Origin of the sequence: Methylotenera sp., assembly GCF_029945535.1 — a bacterium.
Taxonomy (GTDB): domain Bacteria; phylum Pseudomonadota; class Gammaproteobacteria; order Burkholderiales; family Methylophilaceae; genus Methylotenera.
The window spans coordinates 320,126-338,973 of sequence record NZ_JAQSCU010000010.1 but is presented as its reverse complement, the minus strand read 5'-3'; the positions used below and the strand labels follow the sequence as shown (position 1 = coordinate 338,973).

The following is an 18,848-nucleotide window of genomic DNA, read 5'->3' as shown; positions in this document are numbered from 1 at the left end:
CATTACAAAAATCAACATTGGAATAAAATTGAAATTTAGATTTATCACGTCCGCCTTACTAATCATCATGTCAACCAGCGCTGTTGCAGAAGAGTCTGCAAAACCTAGCATATGGTCCCGCGCGCAGGACTCACTGACTAAAACATGGCAATCACAAAATTACGAACTGTATGTTCCCATCAACACATGGCATAACCGCAGCTACTACACACAAGAAAAAATTGATGAGTATAACGAGCGCCCATGGGGCTTAGGTATTGGTAAATATCGTTTCGATGAAGATGGTGACTGGCATGCACTATATGGCATGGCATTTAAGGATTCTCACAATGACATTGAGCCTGTTGCTGGATATGGATTTCAAAAAACTTGGCGTCCCGCTAACGATGTGCGGTTAGGTTTGGGTTACACCGTTGGTGTGACCATGCGTAGCGATATGCACTACATTCCCATTCCCATTATTGCTCCATTATTTTCAATTGATTATAAAAAACTAGCCTTGCAATCAACTTATATTCCTGGCGGCGAAGGTAACGGGAATATATTATTCACCTGGGTACGCTGGCAACTGAATTAGTTTACTAAGCACTCTGACGATATTGAACATCTGAAAGCAAGCGATTGGTTTCTTTTTTGACGACAGCGTAACATTCGCAAACGCGTTTCTCTAGACCAGCTCTATCCAGCACTGAAATGTGACCACGGCGATAGTTGATAAAACCAGCACGCTGCAAATTGCCTGCCGCTTCGGTAATACCCTCGCGGCGTACCCCCAGCATGCCAGCCACCCACTCTTGAGTAATAACCAAGTCGTTAGTTGGCATGCGGTCTGAAGTGAGTAAAAGCCAGCGACAGAGTTGTTGTTCAACCGAATGATGTCGATTGCATGCGGCGGTCTGTGACATTTGTGTCATCAGCGCTTGGGTGTAACGCAATAACAACTTTTGCAACAAGCCACCTCGATCAAACTCTTGCTTCAAGATACGCCGCTCAAGTCTATAAGCTTCTCCTGCTATCTGCACCACAGCTGAACTTGAGGTCGTACCGCCACCCATAAACAACGATATACCCACCATCCCTTCATTACCTACACCAGCAGATTCGGCTGATGAACCAGACTCCATCACATAGTGCAAAGACACGATCGAGGTGGTTGGAAAGTAGGCATACTGCAACTGTACACTAGGCTCATATATCATTTCACCAAGCGGCATTGCAACAAGCTCTAAATGTGGCGCCAGAAACTCAAAATCAGCATTGGGTAAGGCCGCAAGAAGATTGTTTTGACTGGTATTGTATTCACACAGCGGTAATTCACTAATTTTTTTCTGTTGAGAGTAATGTGTAGACATATTTAGTTAGCCTCATTTTTTGAATGAATTGCCCCTATCAGTTCTACTCCTATGCCGCGGTAGCCAACGAATCGGCAGTTTCCGTCAAACATAGGCTCACCGCTCACCTGAAACCTTCTTTGCAGTCCATCAGTTTCATTACGGTGAAAGACGAAATCTAAAAATGGTTGTCGTGCAGCGATGATTGCCTGCAATTTTCTTCGCTCAGCCTCATCCCAACCAGTTAATTGGGTGTTGCTTGATTCATCACCATTAGATTCTTCAATATTAGCATCACCTGTTAAAGTGCCAATATGAATACCTAGCATATCACTTACTGGCCCTGAAATTTTGGTAAAGTTCATATTTTCGTCTTGTTCCCAATACCAATCTGAGGCTAGCTCGGTAAGACTACGATAGCGCGCTTCGCTTTCACGTAACTCAGCAGTGCGTTCCAGCACAGTCTGCTCCAGTACTTTGTTGTAATTCTCAAGCCTTTTATATAACAGGCGTACTTCAAGCATATTATGAATACGCGTTTTGACTTCTACTAAATCAAATGGCTTACTGACAAAATCCTTTGCGCCAGACTGAAGAGCACGTAATTTATGATTAGGCTGCGCGGTAAGCACTAACACGGGCAAGTAAGCATCATCATGATTGGCTTTGAGCGCTTTCATGACCTCAAACCCATCCATTACGGGCATTTGCAAGTCGAGTAAAATTAAGTCATAGCGCTGTGTAAGGTGCATCTCAAATACTTTTTCAGGACTTTTGGTAGATGTCACCGAGGTGTATCCTGTCTCTGCCAGCAACTGCTCAAGCAAGCTAATATTGGCTTCCTGATCGTCCACAATCAGAATCTTAGCGTCAAAAATATCTCGTTCAATAGTTTTCATGTCTAATCCTTTTCACTTGCTCTTTATTCATACTAGCTCTTGCTTTGTTTTGGCAAACTTGAGTGCCAAATCCATTGTTTCCATGAATTCTTTTACCTTAATAGGCTTAGTCAGATAGCGAAAGAATCCGGCATCCAGCCCTTTTTCAATATCACGCGGCATGGCATTAGCACTGAGCGCGACTACTGGAATATGTGAGGTAAGTGGATCATCAAATAGCATATCAAACGCGTCATATCCACTAAATCCAGGTAAGTTGATGTCCATTAAGATGACATCGGGTAAAGCCGCGCGAGCCAGTTTAATGCCTTGCCTCGCGTTTTTTGCGCTGAGCAAACGTATATCTGGTCGACGCGCAATAATATCTTCAACCAGCATGAGGTTCGCAGGGTTGTCTTCTATGTAAAGCAGCGTATACAACAGCGCATCGTGATGAGGCTGTTGGGGTGTTGGCAGTGGCAGTTGATGTTGATTGTCTATATCGGATTGACTGGTTTGGTCTAGCTCAATCCAAAACGTGCTACCTTCACCCACGATACTTTCTACACCTATCTTGCCTTTCATTAAATCAATCAGGCGCTTACATACTACCAAGCCGATGCCTGTACCCTCTTCTTTAGCATTCTGCCCCAGCCGATTGAATGGCTGAAAAAGCTGTGTAAGCTCTTCGCCTGTTAGTCCTGCACCCGTATCTTGCACGCTAATACGCACGGTATCATGAGGCGTTATGCTGCACTCCACAGTCACCGTGCCATCCACTTTATTATATTTAATGGCATTAGAAAGCAAATTAATGACGATTTGCTTAACCCGTGTACGGTCACCTTTTACGCAATATGGAAATTCAGGTTGCGTAAATATTACTTTAATCTCTCGACTTTGCGCTTGCGGCTCTATCATAGCTTCGCACTCGTGCATCACATCAGCCAATAATACTGGTTCTAACGATAGTGCCAACTTGCCAGATTCAATCAGCGCTAAGTCTAGCACCTCATTAATTAATTCCAGCAAATACCAACCAGCTTTCAGAATCTGATCGATGCTTTTTTTCTGCGAAGTGGTTGGCGCCGGTGTGCCCGATTCGATCAATTGTGCAAAGCCTAGTATGGCGCCAAGTGGCGTGCGCAATTCATGGCTCATGCTCGAGAGGAAATCAGACTTCGCTAAATTGGCTTTTTCTGCCACAAAAGTAGCACGTTCAAGTTCAACATTCTTAAGCTGCAGTGCTTCATGAAGCGTTGTTCGCTCAGCTTCAATCTGTTTGCGTGCCGTATTATCGGTGCCAATGAGCAAGTAACCAATAATGGCACTTTGCGCGTCGCGTAACGCTGTAACCGACACCACTGCTGGAAAGCGGCTGCCATCCTTACGGATATAGGTCAGTTCATAAATATCTTCAATGCCGCGCGAAGCCTTAAACACCAGCGCCTCAAACCCTGGCGTAATCGCAGTTGCCAGCTCAATGCTCAATGTTTTAGCACGAGCTATCACTTCCTCAGGGTCTGAAATCTCGGCAGGCGTGATTTTATTCATCACCTCATCTGCGGTATAACCCAGCATGCGCTCGGCACCAACGTTAAAAATCTGAATCACACCTTTTGCATCGGTAGCAATGCTAGAGAAGTTTTCACTATTAAAAATCGCACTTTGTAATGCGCCAGCTTTAAGCGCAGCTTCCTCGGCAAGTCTACGTGCGCTAATGTCTCGTAAGATACAAGTAAAGTAGCGCTCGCCACCAAGCCACATCTCACTGACGGCAATTTCTAATGGAAACGGCTTGTTATCTTTGCGCCAGCCAATGACTTCACGACCTAAACCAACGGCACGTGCCTCATCACTAGCGCTGTAATGTTTAAGTGAACTATTGCGCTGCTCTTGATCAAGCTCAGGAATCAGCACACTAAAATTCAAACCAGTCAGTTCTGCCGCGCTAAAACCAAACATTTTTTGTGCAGTTGGGTTAACCGTTTCAATGGTGCCATTACTCGCATGTAGCGTAATAATGCCGTCGGCAACGGTATTTAAAATAGTTTGTATAAGTGCCGTATTGTCGCGTAAAGCTTGCTGCACCGCATACTCTTCACTCACATTGCGGAAAACCAAAACCGCACCAACGACCTGGCCTTCTCGGTCACGAATTGGTGCGCAGCTATCCGCAATATCGCACTCACTACCATCACGAGCAATCAATACGGTGTGGTTAGCCAGCCCTTGTATCGTGCCTTGGGCTAAAGTTTCCATGACTGGAATAGTTGCTTCCAAGCGCGTTTCTTTATTCACTATTGGAAAAACCTCACCTATGAGTCGCCCAGAGGCTTCAGCTAAGGTCCAACCTGTCAATTTTTCTGCGAGCGGATTCAACAGGGTGACACGTGCATCAGCATCGGTAGTAATGACGGCATCGCCAATCGAATTGAGTGTCACCGTGAGCTTTTCTTCGCTATCTTGCAGCGTGGCGTTCAGTTGACGCAGTTGCTTATTCGTACTTTCTTGAATCTCTAGTAAATGCTGAGTTTCTAAGTGCACTAAATTTCTGATTTTTTGTTGCGACTGTCGATAGATTAAATAAATAGAAGTCAGTGCAATCACTACCAATAGAAAAGCAAATTGATAATGCTTGATGCTTGATACGATGCTAGCAACTAGCATGTTGCGGCGGCTAAAGGCAGGAATAGATCTCTTTTGTGCATGGCCGACTCTCGTTTTGAATTATGAAGCTGAACAGATTTAACTGTGGATGGAATGACTAAGCAATTTAAAGAGTGAGTGAAACCCCTTAACAGTGTTATACACCCTTAATCCGCATCAGCCCCTATTTAATTTTAAAAACACGAGCGCGTTCTATTTAGCCTGAATTCAATTACTCACCCTATTTAATGCTAGATTTCGTCCGTAGCATCCGCAGCAGAATTCTTCCAGTTAAGATGCACATTGACACCTTTGTGATTTACAACTTTAACGGTTTTGGTAAAGATAACACCATTATGTTGGCTTGTGATTTTGTAAATACCATTTTCCATATGCGCAAATAGCATAGGCCCAGCATCTGCAACCTCTAGCTTAACGTTGCCTTTTTTATCGGTTACGGTCACGGTCACATCAGAAATTGATTGCCCCTGTTTAGCCTCAGAAAAATACAAACGTAAATTATACTCTCCTGCATGCAGGCGCATGTCGTCCGCTTCTTCCTGACCTATACCGCCGTTGATATAGGCGGGCTGCTCAGTATTCATTTCATCGGCATATACTGTATTTGTGATTGCAAATATTGCCATCACACCCATTAAACCAGTAAGTAAAGATTTAACTATTTTCATCACACTTATGCTCCTAAAGTAACGATCGAATCATCGGCAAATTGAAATCAAAATTGCCTTCTGATTGAATATACCTAAGCAGCATAAGATGTTCTGTGCGATAACGAACATAGACTAAAATAAGAGGCTGAATTAATGCGGATAAATGAAAGTTTAAGGTAATCGAAAATATTGCAGCGCTTTTTCAACGATCTGCTCTGGTGGAATATCCATGCATGCGAAATCGATATTTTCTACACATTGATTTTGGTAGCAATACTGGCAGCTCTTCACTTTATCTACAACCAACTCCGCACCTAATACACTTGGTGGCAGTGCGCCTGGAATCACCAACGATGGGCACCCCACTAACCTTGCCAACCATTGCGTTGAGGTAGCAACGGTAATTAATAAATCCGTCACCTTTAAGCGTGCCAACGTGGTTTGCATAGGCACGCTCCCATCAAACCGACTCCAAACAAAAAAACCAGCTTGCTCAAGTAATAACTGCAAAACTTTACCATGCGCATACTGTTTACTGGCTTTGCTACCAGATAATGAAAGCGCGATGATAGGTTTTGTTTCAGCCTGAAGCTTAAATACTAAATCTGGTTGAACTGAAAGTGACATATCCATCTCTTGCTTAAACCCACAACAATGCTGAAGGTAAAATTCAGGATACGCGATATTCGGATATTGATTCCACCATGGCGTGCTCCAATCCGCCATATTGGGATAGGTACTCGCTAGGTATAAATCAGGCATTTGAAAATATGATTGCGTTAATGCACTGCGCTGAATTTTCTGAACTAATGTATCAACTGAGAAGTTAATGAAGTTACCTTGAATATTAGCGCCTGAATCTTTTAAAACTCGCGCTAAAAAGCATGGCATAAACCAAGTATCTAGGTTAATAATCAGATCATAATCTTGTTCAATCACCACTTGAGCAATATCGATAAAACTAGCTACCGCTTTATCAACATCACTTGGCCATTGCTCTGCGCTTACGGCAAGTACGGCATTTACCGTAGGCACTAACGACATTATCTCAACACCCGCGCCGTAGGTTAACACGTCGACTATGGCATTAGGATGTTGCTGATGAACCATGTTAACTGCGGGAATTAGTATAGATGCAACATCACCAAAACCCATCATACGAATAATGAGTATTTTCAATTGGCTAAACTCTTCAATCTACTTACAAATACGAGCTAAGTATTCAAATATGTTCAAACTAAGTAAAAAGCTGTCTGATAGGCAACATCGCTGTATCAAGCTCAGCAGTCAGGCCATTCATCACATCGGATGGTAAATCTTGTGTTTGATTTTGGAATGCATTAAAAATAGCTAAGAACAAATCTAAGTCGTCGGCGCTCAGATTCATCCCGTGCTTTTCCATAATAGACATCGTCAAATCATAAAGTTTTACAGGCACGTCGCCAGCAGGTCTTGCGCAGCTAGTCATGCGATGTAAAGTTAAGAATAAACCTCTAAATACCACAAACTCCACAGGCAATGCTGTTGAGAAGTTCCACTCTAAATCAAAGAAATCACCTCGCCCTTTATCATTGACCACTAAGTTTGTAGGCGTTGCATCAATGTAATTTGGCGGTAGCAACTGAGAGAAGTGCTGCAATTCTGCAATCGTTGCACTCGTTGGCTGCAATGGCGTAGCACGCAGCGCATCTATCCAAACGCCAGTCCATTTAGACAGCTCAGCAAAGCTCCAATCTGGTCTATTCACTAATAACAAGAGTTCATCAAACCATAATTTGCCGGTTCTGTAAGGGCCTAAATCCCATTTGGCTGAGGCCAATTTACTGGTATTACCCACATATCTGGTTTGCGTCATCAAACTGCCGTCTTTAAGCGTAAACTGCGTTTCTTTAGCAAACTGCGAAGGTCGCTGACCACCATAATGTGCTGCCAAAACATTTTCTTGCTTTGGCGAGGCCGTTTTGCGCACCGCAAATAAGAACGAGTTAGCCACATCTTGTGCTAAACCATTTCTACCAATTACGCCCCAAGCACACTCTAATGAGAAAGTTGGCACTTGCGGACGTTGACGGTCATGAATCACCGCGCCAGATAGAATTGGCGATGCATCCCAACCAGCTTCAACACTAGCGTCTTCAAAGCCTTTAGGATAAATAATCGATACTGGCGTTTTATAGTCTGGCAGCGGTACATATAAATCAACAGACTCAAACCCAGCACGGTGAATATGCTGCGTAAGCTCTTTGCGACCAAACGTAATGGCTGATTTGTCAGTATATGAGTCATTCACACCAAACATAGCACGACCAAGATGGTCTTCAGGAGAGCCACAAAAATATTTAAGGCCAAGCTGGTTTTCAATCGCGATGATTAAAACACCATCGTCTTTTAAAAATGATTTTGCCAGTTTTAACAAATATTGCACTGGATCCGGTTCGTTGATATACACCTGTGAGTATTCCAGCACGCCGATTAAAGTCACCACATCAAACTTTTCATCCGGCTTAAAGTTTTGAATCAGATCAGCGATCACTGTTACATTTTTAAGTTCTGCACAACGATTGCCGATGATACGCGCACGGTCTGCACTCCCTTCAACCGCAACAACCTTGCCGCCTAACTCACCTAAAAAGCGCGTAATCGCGCCGCATCCGGCACCAAGTTCCAAACTTCGACCTGCTGAGATTTGTTTAATAAATGGTCGTAAAATATTAGCGCGTAACGGTGTTAGATGATAATAGGTCGGCCAATCATCTGCCTGATTAATCAACTCCGAAGAAAAAACACCTTTATCTTTAGAGTTTTTTATAATCCTATAAATTTTATTTTGCGCATCGCCAGAATCTTTATAGCCAAAGTCATCCTGACTTTTAGGATGATAATAATTGTCTGTGCTGTTGTACTGATAACCGTTCATCATGTTGCTCCGTATACTGTATTTTCTTTGTAATTTATTAGTGAATGACTTAATGTAAATCAGTTAAGCGCTCATAGTGAGATTAGTATAGTGCTCATACTCAGGCGCTTGCTGAGCAGACAATAAAGTCTCCATGCAACTTCTAATTGCAGCAATCTTATTTTGAGACTTTGGCACATGGCGGCTCAATTGCGCTAAATTAAACAAAGCCATATCAGCCTGACCTGCAGCGCAATAAGTTTCAATTAAGTTACTCAATGGAATCACTGGATCTGGGGCTCGCTTGACAGCATTTTCAAGTAAGAAAAAGGCATCTTCAAGATTACCTTCATTAAACATCATCGTGCCTAAGTCGTTATAGACTTCCCAACATTCAGTTTCAGCCTGCACCAATGGAATCAATATCTTCATGGCTTCTAAATTATCAGAAGCATTAATGTATTGCTCTGCTCGAAGGTATTCAGCTCTATCGAGGTCAACTTGAGCAGTCACCGCTGGTGTTGGTAGCGCTCTGCCTTCTAACGCAGCCACAATATTATCCATAATCAGTACAGCACTCTTGCCCAGGTTACTAAACTGATTATCTCTATCTTGACGGGTTTTTTGACGCGTACTTTCAGGCTCGGCCAAAATCGCTTCTACAGTTTCGCGCATTTTAGATTTGGTGGTTTTAGTCACATAGTCGTATGGCACGCTGGCTGGGCGTGGTGGATTGGTATCCGGAATAAGCCAGTCAGTCACAGCAACACCCGGAACATCTAGTAACAATGCTTCCGTAAGCACACTAGATTCATCTGAAACCAGCACATCGGCCAAGCTCAGGCAGTACATAATACTGACCTCGACATCAATAATATGCACGTTATCCGCACAACCACGATGCAGTTCATTCATCTGGCGTATATTGCTCAATACCTCAGGATAGGCATTTGACCATGGCGCTTGCTTCAATAAAACATTGACCGGTAAATCGATAAACGCCTTAACAAAATCATCTTGCTTGCCATGGTTTTCCCATGACGGAGCATAAAGCACGGATTTTTCATATTTCAGTCCAAGCGTTTTACGTAGTTTATCTGCCTCAAGAGAAAATACCTCTTTGTCACGAAACACTAAGTCAGCCTTTGGCCAGCCAGAATCAAACACTCCTAAACGTGGTCTAGCCATAGAAAATCCAGCTTGCGTTTGCCAGCGATCAACCCATGATTTACCCGGGACGATACCCATATCAAACTCATTCCAAGGTTCATAGCGCCAAAATGACGGCCAAATATCGTGTCTTTGTGCCAGATCATGCAACATAATGACTGAAAAATCAGCATTTGGTTGGCAAGCGTGTTCACAATACACGCCGATTTCAGCTCGCTCTTTTGAATTAGTACTAAACTTCACTTCAAATCCGCGATGTTCAGCTTCTAACGCCACGGGCGCCAATGCCTGACGCTCACAATTATCTGTGTAGAAAAAAGTCATGGCAGGCAATGAGCGATTGCTAGAGTTAGTCTTGGTCATATAGGTCTCATTTGATTGAGTATCTAGTTAAATTTAGTATCTAGTTAAATTTAGTATCTAGTTAAATTTAGTATCTAGTTAAAAGGTGTTCGCACTAATAATGCTTAATGTTTTTTAATGATTGCGCCAAATCGAAACCTGTTTTGCGCATATCCGGGGACACAACCATCAAAAATTTCACAACTGCAACCAAGCGCTGCTGCCTGATCTTTAAACCAAGCTCGTTCGTAATAGGTATGCTCCAGGCCAGCATATTTTTTCTCATACTCTTCTTGGCTAAGTAAATCACGCCTTAATGTTTCTGATTCAAGTTTAGTCTGCAAATCTGGCACTTCCATTACTGCAACAGCTACCTTCGCTTTTTGAACCATACGAGCCAATACGGTGGCTGCATAATCTTTTGAAAAATAATGAAAAACACTGTTCGATATCACAAAATCGTAGGCTGGCTCGGTGTCCAACAACTTCGCTTCTGCAGCGACAAACTGCCCATCTGGCATAGCATGCTTAGCAGCCTCAATCAATGCAGATGAGTAATCTAATCCACCCACTTTTAATGCATGCTTTTCTCGCAATGCATACAAAAATGCACCCGCACCACAGCCTAATTCATAAACAGAATGACCACTTTCTATCTTTAACTTATCTGAAATGATGTCTGCATAAGTCTGCCAATTTTCAGAAGAAATGCGCCCTGCACCACTATCAAACCCATCGAGCTTAATTAGTGTGTCTAGGCTCAGTTTTTCACCTGCTGAAAAACTCCTGCGACTCCATATTTCTTTCCAGTTAAGCGTATTCATTTATGTTTTTCTTCCATAATTTCTGCAACTGCCTTTAAAACTCGGCTGCGTAGCAAGCTACTACTAATGCCTTCAGTACGTGGCAATACCAGCAAGCGCGCTGGACTAATCGGATTGCTGTTGTCATGACCATGTACTAATAAATCTATGCTGTGTTGGTTTAAAAATGCCTCATCGATTAACCAATTGCACGGCACAACTTCATCTACATATTTAATAGCCTCAAGTATCTCGCGTCTTTCTTCAAAGTTAAGCTCAGATGAGTAACCCTTTTTGGTGTCAATTTCATCGTCTGTGGTTAAAGCAACGATAACAGTGCCTAATTTTTTAGCTTCTTTAAGTAAGCGAATGTGGCCGTGGTGAATCAAAGTGGCAGACATATCGACCATGATTCTTTTAGGTTTATTTTGATTAGCGACGTTTGTATCATTCATATTTTGCATAATGCTCACCTTGCCGTTAATGGCGCTGTTAATTGCAAGCTATCTAAAATTTGACCATGGGCTTGCCGTTCAAGATGTACTTCACCTAAATGGCAAACCACGCTACCGCCTTGGTTACCACGTGGTTTGTAAAGTACAGCGCGTGGATCTGAAGAGGTAATTTCACCCGCCACCCATGTACATAAAACTGGCTGATGCGTTGAGAGAAGATTCGATTCAGGACTTTTTTGATGGAGGAATTTTTCACAGAAAATACGTTTATTTTCAAAAACTGCCGCTTTGAAATCATCGTGTCTTTTTAGCACTTCATACAAAGAGGCAATTGCGTGATAAGGTCCCGTCATCCTCTTTTCTAAATGGCTGGCTAAGCTAAGGTAAAATGAATCTGACTCAATCGTTGGTGTTTCATTAAAGGCTATAAAAGCCGCACCAGTTAACCCAAACAGACCTTTGCATGAGCTATAAGCAATCACATCAGCTTGCTCGTGACCTGTTTCCAAACCAATAGAAGCTGTCGCATCTAACATCAAGCGGGCTTTTAATTTTGTGGATAATGCTTTCAAAGCTTCAATGGGCAACTTCAATCCACAACTGGTTTCTGTGTAGCAAGCGACTACCCAGTCATATTGGGCTGTGATTGACGCCATGTCTTTCCAGCCCACCGTAGTCACAGACTTAATTTCACCAGTGCGGCGTTGTGCGGACTCTGCAAGCCATGTTAAGCGTTCAGAATAGTAGCCAGTATTAATCACCAACACACGTCCGTACAAAAAATTTAACGAAGAAATTTCCAATGCAAGACTTGCCGAACCTTGCATACGCGCGATTTTTTGATGCCCTGACATCGCTTTAAGTCTAGTGAGTACATCTAGTTCTACTGCGTCATAGTCACCATCGCCACGGCCAAAACATGGACGCAAGCCTGCTAGATTTTCAGGCAATAAACTGGCTGGACCCGCAGTAAAAATAAATTTAGCCTGATTGCGCTCAGTCACTAGGTTTTCTATGGTTTTGGATTTATCGTTCATCTATATTTCCTTCTGTACTGTCCTTTGTACTGCACCGCACTTTACTGTGCAACGCCCTTCAAAAACTGCATAAAGTCGGTTTTATTCACTAAAGGTGTTCTATCTGGACGCCCTAAATCAGCTCGCGCCCCGCATCTACATTTAATTTCGATAAAAGCACTGTTTTTGCCATTAACTGCCAGTTTAATATGCTGCAAAACCTCTTGCTCTGTGGTGGCTTGTGCTACGTAGCTGTAGCCACAGTCAGCGGCAATCTTTGCTAGATTAAGGTTCTCAGCTAGCGTTGGTTGTCCGCCAACAGAATCATGCGCGCCATTATTAATGACGATATGAATTAAATTAGGCTGCTTGCCACTAATCGCCAAACCGCCCATATGCATCAACATGGCGCCATCGCCATCAATACACACAACCTTGTGATTAGGTTGAGCTAAGGCAATTCCAGTCGCAATCTGCGATGCATGTCCCATGCCACCAACAGTTAAAAAGTCATGGTCATAGGCTTTTGTAGTGGCTTTACGATGCTCAAATAACTCACGTGAAGCCATGCCAGTTGTTGATACTACAGGTGTGTTTTCAGGTAATGCGTCAATCAATAGTTTGATGGCCGCTTCTCTGGTTAACAAATGACTATCATCGCGCTGAACGTTTAACTTATAAGTTGAGAAAGTCTGCTTGCGCACCAACATAGCTACTGGGCCTGAGCGGTCTAAAGCCATCTGTACCAGTTCTTTCATTATGGAGACGATGTCATGCGTATTTTCATCGATGACTCGATAGGGAATACCTAAAATATCCAACTGATTGACAGTCATTTGACCCTGTTTTACATGCTGAGGCTCATCATGCAACTGCGTACCATCGGCTTTCATTTCGCCCCGCCAACCTACCATCAACAGCATAGGTATGCCATAAACTTGCGGATCAGCCAGTGAGGCAATAGGATTGACGACATTACCCAAGCCAGAATTTTGCATATAGACCAAGGCTGGTCGTGCAGTGGCTAGATAATGGCCGATTGCTAAACCTATGGCTCCACCTTCATTAGCCGCAATGATATGACGCTCAGCAGGATAGCTACTGCTGATACAAGCGCATACATCTTTCAAAAGTGAATCTGGCACGCCAGTGATAAAGCGAATATCGGCTTCATCTAATGCTGTACGAAAATCCATAGGGTTTATCATAAAGAAGTGTTAATCATTATCTTGTACCTGGTATCAGCTCTAAAATATCGTTAATTGCCATCAGGTCTTTATCTACTTCACTAGAGCGTCCGTTGCGCAAAATCTCACGCGCCACGTTTTGCATGGCTGGGTAAGCCGCTCTGAGTAAATGATTAGCATAAATCACGACATTAAAACCATGCTCAGCCAGCATACTTTCAGTGACTGTGTTATAGCTCGTAGGCACGCAAACCAGCGGAATGGTTGGGAAGTCAGCTTTAAAAAGTTTGGCAAATTCAAATACTTCATCTGGTGTATTCCTGCGGCTATGAATCATCACGCCGTCCACACCCGCCTCTACATAAGCTTGCGCACGTTCTATGGCATCGTTCATGCCTTTGTCTAAAATTAGACTTTCAATGCGTGAAATCACCATAAAATCATCGCTCACTCTTGCGGCACGTCCAGCGCGAATCTTGTCGCAAAATGCGCCTATATCATCTTGATTTTGAGCAACATCATTACCAAACAAGGAGTTCTTTTTTAAACCTACTTTATCTTCAATAATGGTCGCTGATATACCTAAGCGCTCCATACTGCGTACATTCAGTTCAAAGTGCTCTAACTTGCCGCCTGTATCCGCATCCATAATGAGTGGCTTGGTGGTGACATCGAATATATCGTTGATATTAGACAGACGGCTATTGATTTCCAGCGCTTCAATGTCAGGCTTTCCACGCGCGGTAGAGTCTGTCAGCGAGCTTGACCAAAAACCGTCAAACTCACAATTTTTGCCATCACGCTCAAAAGACGTATGCTCGGCAATGAGCGCTGAAATTGGATTATGCGCTTCTATAAAACGTGAAATGGGTTTTGCTGCAATTAATCGTTTCAATGTGCGTCGGCGTATATCTGGCGTGGTGCCAAGCGTCTGCATTTGCGTAAGCATTTCTTTAGAGGATACGCCGCGTGTGTAAGGGATCTCAATCAAATGTCCGCCATATTCACCTAGTGCAACGCGCGCTCTTTCGCGATAAGGCAAAAGCGGCCCCTCAAGCCAGTCATCGCCATGCACCATAATATCTGGGCGATATTTTCTAATATTAGGCGCGTAATCCCACTCTTCTTGCGGAACAACTTTCGCTACACCTTTAATATTTTCTACGATTTGCTTACGATATTCATAGGTCAAATAAGGCAAGCGCTTATGGTCAGCGACTGCTGAATCCGAAAGCAACCCTACGGTAACGTCTCCGTATTTTCTTGCTTGCTCAATGATGTTGATGTGTCCATGATGCAGAATATCAACTGTCATGCCTATGTAAACGGTGGTCATATTAGAAAGTTTCCTTTAATTCGTGCTGAATTTTTAAGTTAAGTATTTTCTTAGCGACAGTCGCAGGTGCTTGTTTGCTTAAACGCAAATTTGACTCATGCGCTTCCATATAGTCTGCAGCCAGCATTTGAGCAGTTTCGGCTCGAAGCCCATATTTCTGACCAAGTTCTAATGCTGAAATAGCCGTCTCTATTGGGCTAGACTGCATAATTGCATCGATATAACTGACCCAGTATTGTTCATTCTCGGGTTTGGCTTGCACTGCGACTTCCAACCATGGCAAAGCCGCCTGCGCGCCCTTCAAATACGCCTCTATCACACCTAAATTGTGGTTAGCTTCTGCGTGATTTGCTTGAATGCTTAGAATTTCATGATATAGCGCTTCCGCCTGCTCTATTTGCCCAGCACCTTGATGCTTTACCGCCATCTCTAATACTTCATTGATGACTTGCTGTAGTTCCTGATTTGCTTCTATAGCCTCATAATTTGCTACTGCATTGTTTGTCATCGCCATGTCCGATTTGGGGGTTTCCCACTTATTGATATATTTTTGATGCTTTTCTCGCCATTGTGGCGTGCCAAAAGTACCATCACTTTGATGGGTAAGTTGAACTAGCCATGTACCAAGCGTTAAGCCTGCTTGCCTTGCGGTGCGGCAGAAATCCAAATCGTAAAAATGAAAATCAAACTGCTTATCAAAACTAACATTCGCTCCGACTAAGCTAGATTTTTTAGCAGCGAGAAACACACCATCTAATAGTTCGCATGCGGCTGGGGCTTCGCCAAAGACCTCCACGGTACCGAAAGCATTTTTGCTATGCGCTATCTGACCGCTTAAATTAGCCTTATCATCCCAAGTGAATTGAGTATCTATAAACGCCCATGCTGGCTGGTTTGGCAATATGCGTTTGTTTCCTGCAATACCAATCACATCAAATTGCTCTAGCCCTTTTTGCACTACAACTGCGAAATTCGCTTCGTCTATCCACACATCATCGTGAATAAATACCAATGTTGCGTCTTTATCCGCTTGATTAATTCGGTCATTAAATACTTCGGATAAGCCACGTGAGTTTTCAAAGGCAATATGCGCGCTTAATCTGGCGTCTTGTTTAAGGTGTCTTTTTAAAGATAGACCTAAAGCTGATTTAGCCCAGAAGTCTGTTTCTGAATAGCGTGTAGCGCTGACGATTTCAACATCGAGTTTTACTGGCAGCTTCGTAATTTCGTCATGTTTAGAATCTGTCTTCAGTTGATTTTTTGTATACTTACTTTCAATACCTTGACTCTCGCTCCACATTTCCCACAGCGCTTTTTCCATGTTTTTTGCAAAGCGCTGTCCGTCAAATAGTGGCGAAGCTAATACTTTCACTCTTAAGCTTGAGCGTAAATGAGCAAGTTGACTTAAATCACTGCAAAATGACTTAGCCTTACTGATGTATTCTGACTTATTCTCTGCCACCCAATCTGAAAGCCCCGCTGCAGTTAGCAAACTAGCGCCTTGACGTGCGATTAATCTATCCCCAGCAAGAGTTAAAGTCGGAACGCCCATCCAAAGCGCCTCGCATGTCGTTGTGCCACCGTTAAATGGGAATGTGTCCAATATCACATCGATTTCATGGTGTGCCGCTAAATAAGCTTCTCGTACAACCGCTCCCAACAACTGTATTCTGTGCGATTCAATGCCACGCTTCGCCATGCGTTGTATTAAATCATCCGATACGGCTGCGTCACTGAATGATTTATATTGCCAGCGCAATCGACTGTTCGGCACGGCACTCAAGACTTCTGCCCATAAATCCAGCACCTCATCGCTCACCTTCGCCATATTTTGAAAGCAACCAAAGGTAATCCATTGATTAGCGAGCGCTGGCAAATCTGAAACCGAAATCTCTGTATTAGGCGCGGTAAAACACAATCTAGTGTCTGGTAAGTATTTAATCTTCTCAACAAACTGAGCTTGATTTGACTCAGGTACACCCACCTCATCTGCAACAAAATAGTCCATCGCAGCTAAACCCGTAGTGGCAAAGTAACCAAGCCAACTCACTTGTAATGGCGCTGGCTTCCAAGCAAAAATAGGTAATCGCGTGCCTGAACTGTGTCCTGATAAATCTAGCAAAACATGCAAGCTGTCATGATGAATCAGCGTTGCTGCCTCACTATCACTCAAGCCAACAAGAGACTTCCATCCAGAAAAGTAAGGTTTAAGATTTGCGGTAACTTCGTCGTTTTGATTACTCGTTGAGTAAGCAATGAGCTCAATACTAGAAACATCAACATGTTTAAGAAAATTTTCTAAAAAGTATGCCACCACATGTTGACGCAAATCACCTGAAACCAGTCCCACACGTAATTTTTTTGCATTTGGTTCATGTTGCCATGCTGTAAATGGCGCTTCTACTTTTGCAGATACCTCAATGCCATATTCACGTGCTTTTTTCAGACACTCATCAGCACTATAATCAGAAGAGTAATTCATTGAAAATAACAAATTACTCATTGCATCTAAATTATCAGGTTGAATTTCCAGAGCCTGTACACAGACATTTTCAGCCTCTTTAATGCGGCCTTGCGCTAAATAATTCACACATAAATTAATATGCGCATTAATAAATTGCGGGGAAAGTGCAAGCGCTCTTTTTAGGTAAGCTTCTGCTCTGGTGAGTTGACCTAAGGTATTTAAAGTCACACTGAAATTACTCAGTGCAGAAATATTATTAGGGTCCAACTCAAGAGACTGTTCAAAAGCAGCAACCGCTTCAATAAACCTATTTTGACTATCTAAAGCCAAACCTAAGTTGTTATAAGCATCAACGTAATTCGGTGTGATTTTCAAGGCATTTCTACAACACACCTCGGCATCAACAAAACGACCTAACTCTCTGAGCAACACAGCCAAATTACTATAAGTGACCGCGCGTAATGGATCTATTTTGAGCGCTTTCATATAATAAATTTCTGCGTCTACCTTTCGCCCAGTATCCTTTAACAAAATACCAAGATTGTTATATGCAGGCACATACTCGGGATTAATCGCGATTACTTTTCTGTAACACTCTTCAGCCTCATTAATATTGCCAAGCTCTTTTAGCGCTACACCTAAGTTATTTAAAGCATCAGCATGGTCTAGTTGCAATTCAATGGCTTTTTGATAACTAGCAACGGCATCTTGCAGATTCCCTAATGCCTTGTAGCATGCGCCTAGATTGACATACGCAGAAACAAAATCTGTCTGTAGCTTAATCACCCGCTCATAATGTTTAATGGCATCTTCGTAGCGCCCTTGCTCATAAAGCATCTGCGCTAAATTAAAATGCATTTTTGCGTTCTTTGGATTGATTTTTAATGCATGGTGATAACTAGCTTCGGCTTCTGACAACAGCCCGAGGTCTTTAAGAACACTGCCAAGATTGTAATAAGCCTGAGCAAAACTTGAATTGAGTTCAACGGCTTTTTTGTAACAATCAACGGCCTCATTAAGCATCTGCTGATCGTAATAATAATTGCCCAAGTTATATTGAGCTTCACTGTCTTTGGGTGAAAATTCTGCGGCGTTCTCTAAAGCCACGGAAGCTTTTTCAAGCAAATTTTGCTGTTGATATATCGCGCCTAATACCTTCCAACCAAACCCGTCGGTTGGATATTTTTGGGTGAGCTTAAGCGCAAGTTTCTCGCTTTCAGCTAAGCGACCATGATTAAATTTGGCAACCAACTCATTGACTTCAGAATGACTTGGTTTAGCCGTGTTTTTTACCTCGGCAATAGCTTTACTAGCAGCTTTGTTAGCATGTAGATTTGACTTATTGTTGTTCTTTGAGGCAACCATTACCCACCCTTTTTATCATGCATCATCTAGCAGCGTCATTAACATACTGACTTGCTACGATATTTGATTAGCAAAACGATTAAATTAAAGTTTTAAAACGTTTTTACCGTAATGGTTACATTATCGAAAATAATGCGGGTAATAGATGTCTGAAATAGAGGGATAAAAGTAAGCTAAATTAACTTTAGCAAATCTCTGCTGTGCGGCAGTTTTAGACTAATTGTTTCAATGCAGATATTAAGTTGATGTTGGCATGGTAAGAAATATCATGCCATATTTGATGAA

Annotated in this window: 14 protein-coding genes; 1 reads left to right on the top strand and 13 read right to left on the bottom strand. The window is 42.7% G+C overall.

The features are described from left to right. Positions 1 to 28: 28 nt before the first annotated feature. Positions 29 to 577, top strand: a complete 549-nt coding sequence (gene pagP / locus PSU72_RS04625; protein ID WP_300431125.1) for a lipid IV(A) palmitoyltransferase PagP — start codon at positions 29 to 31, stop codon at positions 575 to 577. Positions 578 to 581: 4 nt separating this feature from the next. Here pagP and PSU72_RS04620 read toward each other — a convergent pair whose 3' ends face one another. From PSU72_RS04620 to PSU72_RS04560, 13 genes are all read right to left on the bottom strand, one after another. Beyond that, a complete protein-coding gene (locus PSU72_RS04620; RefSeq protein ID WP_300431123.1) occupies positions 582 to 1,352 on the bottom strand; it encodes a Crp/Fnr family transcriptional regulator in 771 nt (256 codons plus the stop codon). A gap of 2 nt (positions 1,353 to 1,354) precedes the next feature. Continuing rightward, a complete protein-coding gene (locus PSU72_RS04615; RefSeq protein WP_300431121.1) occupies positions 1,355 to 2,230 on the bottom strand; it encodes a response regulator in 876 nt (291 codons plus the stop codon). 27 nt (positions 2,231 to 2,257) lie between these two features. After that, a complete protein-coding gene (locus PSU72_RS04610; RefSeq protein WP_300431119.1) occupies positions 2,258 to 4,879 on the bottom strand; it encodes a PAS domain S-box protein in 2,622 nt (873 codons plus the stop codon). 230 nt (positions 4,880 to 5,109) lie between these two features. Next, positions 5,110 to 5,547: a hypothetical protein gene (locus PSU72_RS04605; protein WP_300431117.1), complete on the bottom strand. Its 438-nt coding sequence runs from the start codon at positions 5,545 to 5,547 to the stop codon at positions 5,110 to 5,112. Between the two features lie 153 nt (positions 5,548 to 5,700). Next, complete coding sequence (locus PSU72_RS04600; RefSeq protein ID WP_300431115.1) at positions 5,701 to 6,708, bottom strand: hypothetical protein; 1,008 nt, start codon at positions 6,706 to 6,708, stop codon at positions 5,701 to 5,703. A gap of 58 nt (positions 6,709 to 6,766) precedes the next feature. After that, the gene (locus PSU72_RS04595) at positions 6,767 to 8,449 is read right to left on the bottom strand and encodes a class I SAM-dependent methyltransferase (RefSeq protein ID WP_300431113.1); all 1,683 of its coding nucleotides are present in this window, start codon (positions 8,447 to 8,449) and stop codon (positions 6,767 to 6,769) included. 60 nt (positions 8,450 to 8,509) lie between these two features. Then, positions 8,510 to 9,958, bottom strand: a complete 1,449-nt coding sequence (locus tag PSU72_RS04590) for a CDP-glycerol glycerophosphotransferase family protein (protein ID WP_300431111.1) — start codon at positions 9,956 to 9,958, stop codon at positions 8,510 to 8,512. A gap of 104 nt (positions 9,959 to 10,062) precedes the next feature. Next, positions 10,063 to 10,761, bottom strand: a complete 699-nt coding sequence (locus tag PSU72_RS04585; protein WP_300431109.1) for a class I SAM-dependent methyltransferase — start codon at positions 10,759 to 10,761, stop codon at positions 10,063 to 10,065. Beyond that, positions 10,758 to 11,204 (bottom strand): adenylyltransferase/cytidyltransferase family protein, encoded by a 447-nt coding sequence (locus PSU72_RS04580; protein ID WP_300431107.1) that lies wholly within the window; start codon positions 11,202 to 11,204, stop codon positions 10,758 to 10,760. Before PSU72_RS04580 ends, PSU72_RS04585 begins: the two co-directional genes overlap by 4 nt. A 5-nt stretch (positions 11,205 to 11,209) precedes the next feature. Then, positions 11,210 to 12,232: a hypothetical protein gene (locus PSU72_RS04575; protein ID WP_300431105.1), complete on the bottom strand. Its 1,023-nt coding sequence runs from the start codon at positions 12,230 to 12,232 to the stop codon at positions 11,210 to 11,212. Positions 12,233 to 12,273: 41 nt separating this feature from the next. Beyond that, on the bottom strand, positions 12,274 to 13,407 hold the full coding sequence (gene aepY, locus PSU72_RS04570; RefSeq protein WP_300431103.1) for a phosphonopyruvate decarboxylase: 1,134 nt from the start codon (positions 13,405 to 13,407) through the stop codon (positions 12,274 to 12,276). Between the two features lie 28 nt (positions 13,408 to 13,435). Then, positions 13,436 to 14,734, bottom strand: coding sequence for a phosphoenolpyruvate mutase (gene aepX / locus PSU72_RS04565; RefSeq protein ID WP_300431101.1), 1,299 nt, complete (start codon positions 14,732 to 14,734; stop codon positions 13,436 to 13,438). A gap of 1 nt (position 14,735) precedes the next feature. Next, positions 14,736 to 18,563, bottom strand: a complete 3,828-nt coding sequence (locus tag PSU72_RS04560) for a tetratricopeptide repeat protein (protein WP_300431099.1) — start codon at positions 18,561 to 18,563, stop codon at positions 14,736 to 14,738. Between the last annotated feature and the right edge of the window lie 285 nt (positions 18,564 to 18,848).

What these genes read in the sequence shown, in the direction of transcription:
- PSU72_RS04575 (WP_300431105.1), bottom strand. Translation starts at nt 12,232, where the DNA reads ATGAACGATAAATCCAAAACCATAGAAAACCTAGTGACTGAGCGCAAT.
- PSU72_RS04615 (WP_300431121.1), bottom strand. Translation starts at nt 2,230, where the DNA reads ATGAAAACTATTGAACGAGATATTTTTGACGCTAAGATTCTGATTGTG.
- PSU72_RS04610 (WP_300431119.1), bottom strand. Translation starts at nt 4,879, where the DNA reads ATGCTAGTTGCTAGCATCGTATCAAGCATCAAGCATTATCAATTTGCT.
- PSU72_RS04620 (WP_300431123.1), bottom strand. Translation starts at nt 1,352, where the DNA reads ATGTCTACACATTACTCTCAACAGAAAAAAATTAGTGAATTACCGCTG.
- PSU72_RS04585 (WP_300431109.1), bottom strand. Translation starts at nt 10,761, where the DNA reads ATGAATACGCTTAACTGGAAAGAAATATGGAGTCGCAGGAGTTTTTCA.
- PSU72_RS04595 (WP_300431113.1), bottom strand. Translation starts at nt 8,449, where the DNA reads ATGATGAACGGTTATCAGTACAACAGCACAGACAATTATTATCATCCT.
- aepX (WP_300431101.1), bottom strand. Translation starts at nt 14,734, where the DNA reads ATGACCACCGTTTACATAGGCATGACAGTTGATATTCTGCATCATGGA.
- PSU72_RS04580 (WP_300431107.1), bottom strand. Translation starts at nt 11,204, where the DNA reads ATGCAAAATATGAATGATACAAACGTCGCTAATCAAAATAAACCTAAA.
- aepY (WP_300431103.1), bottom strand. Translation starts at nt 13,407, where the DNA reads ATGGATTTTCGTACAGCATTAGATGAAGCCGATATTCGCTTTATCACT.
- PSU72_RS04605 (WP_300431117.1), bottom strand. Translation starts at nt 5,547, where the DNA reads ATGAAAATAGTTAAATCTTTACTTACTGGTTTAATGGGTGTGATGGCA.
- PSU72_RS04560 (WP_300431099.1), bottom strand. Translation starts at nt 18,563, where the DNA reads ATGGTTGCCTCAAAGAACAACAATAAGTCAAATCTACATGCTAACAAA.
- PSU72_RS04590 (WP_300431111.1), bottom strand. Translation starts at nt 9,958, where the DNA reads ATGACCAAGACTAACTCTAGCAATCGCTCATTGCCTGCCATGACTTTT.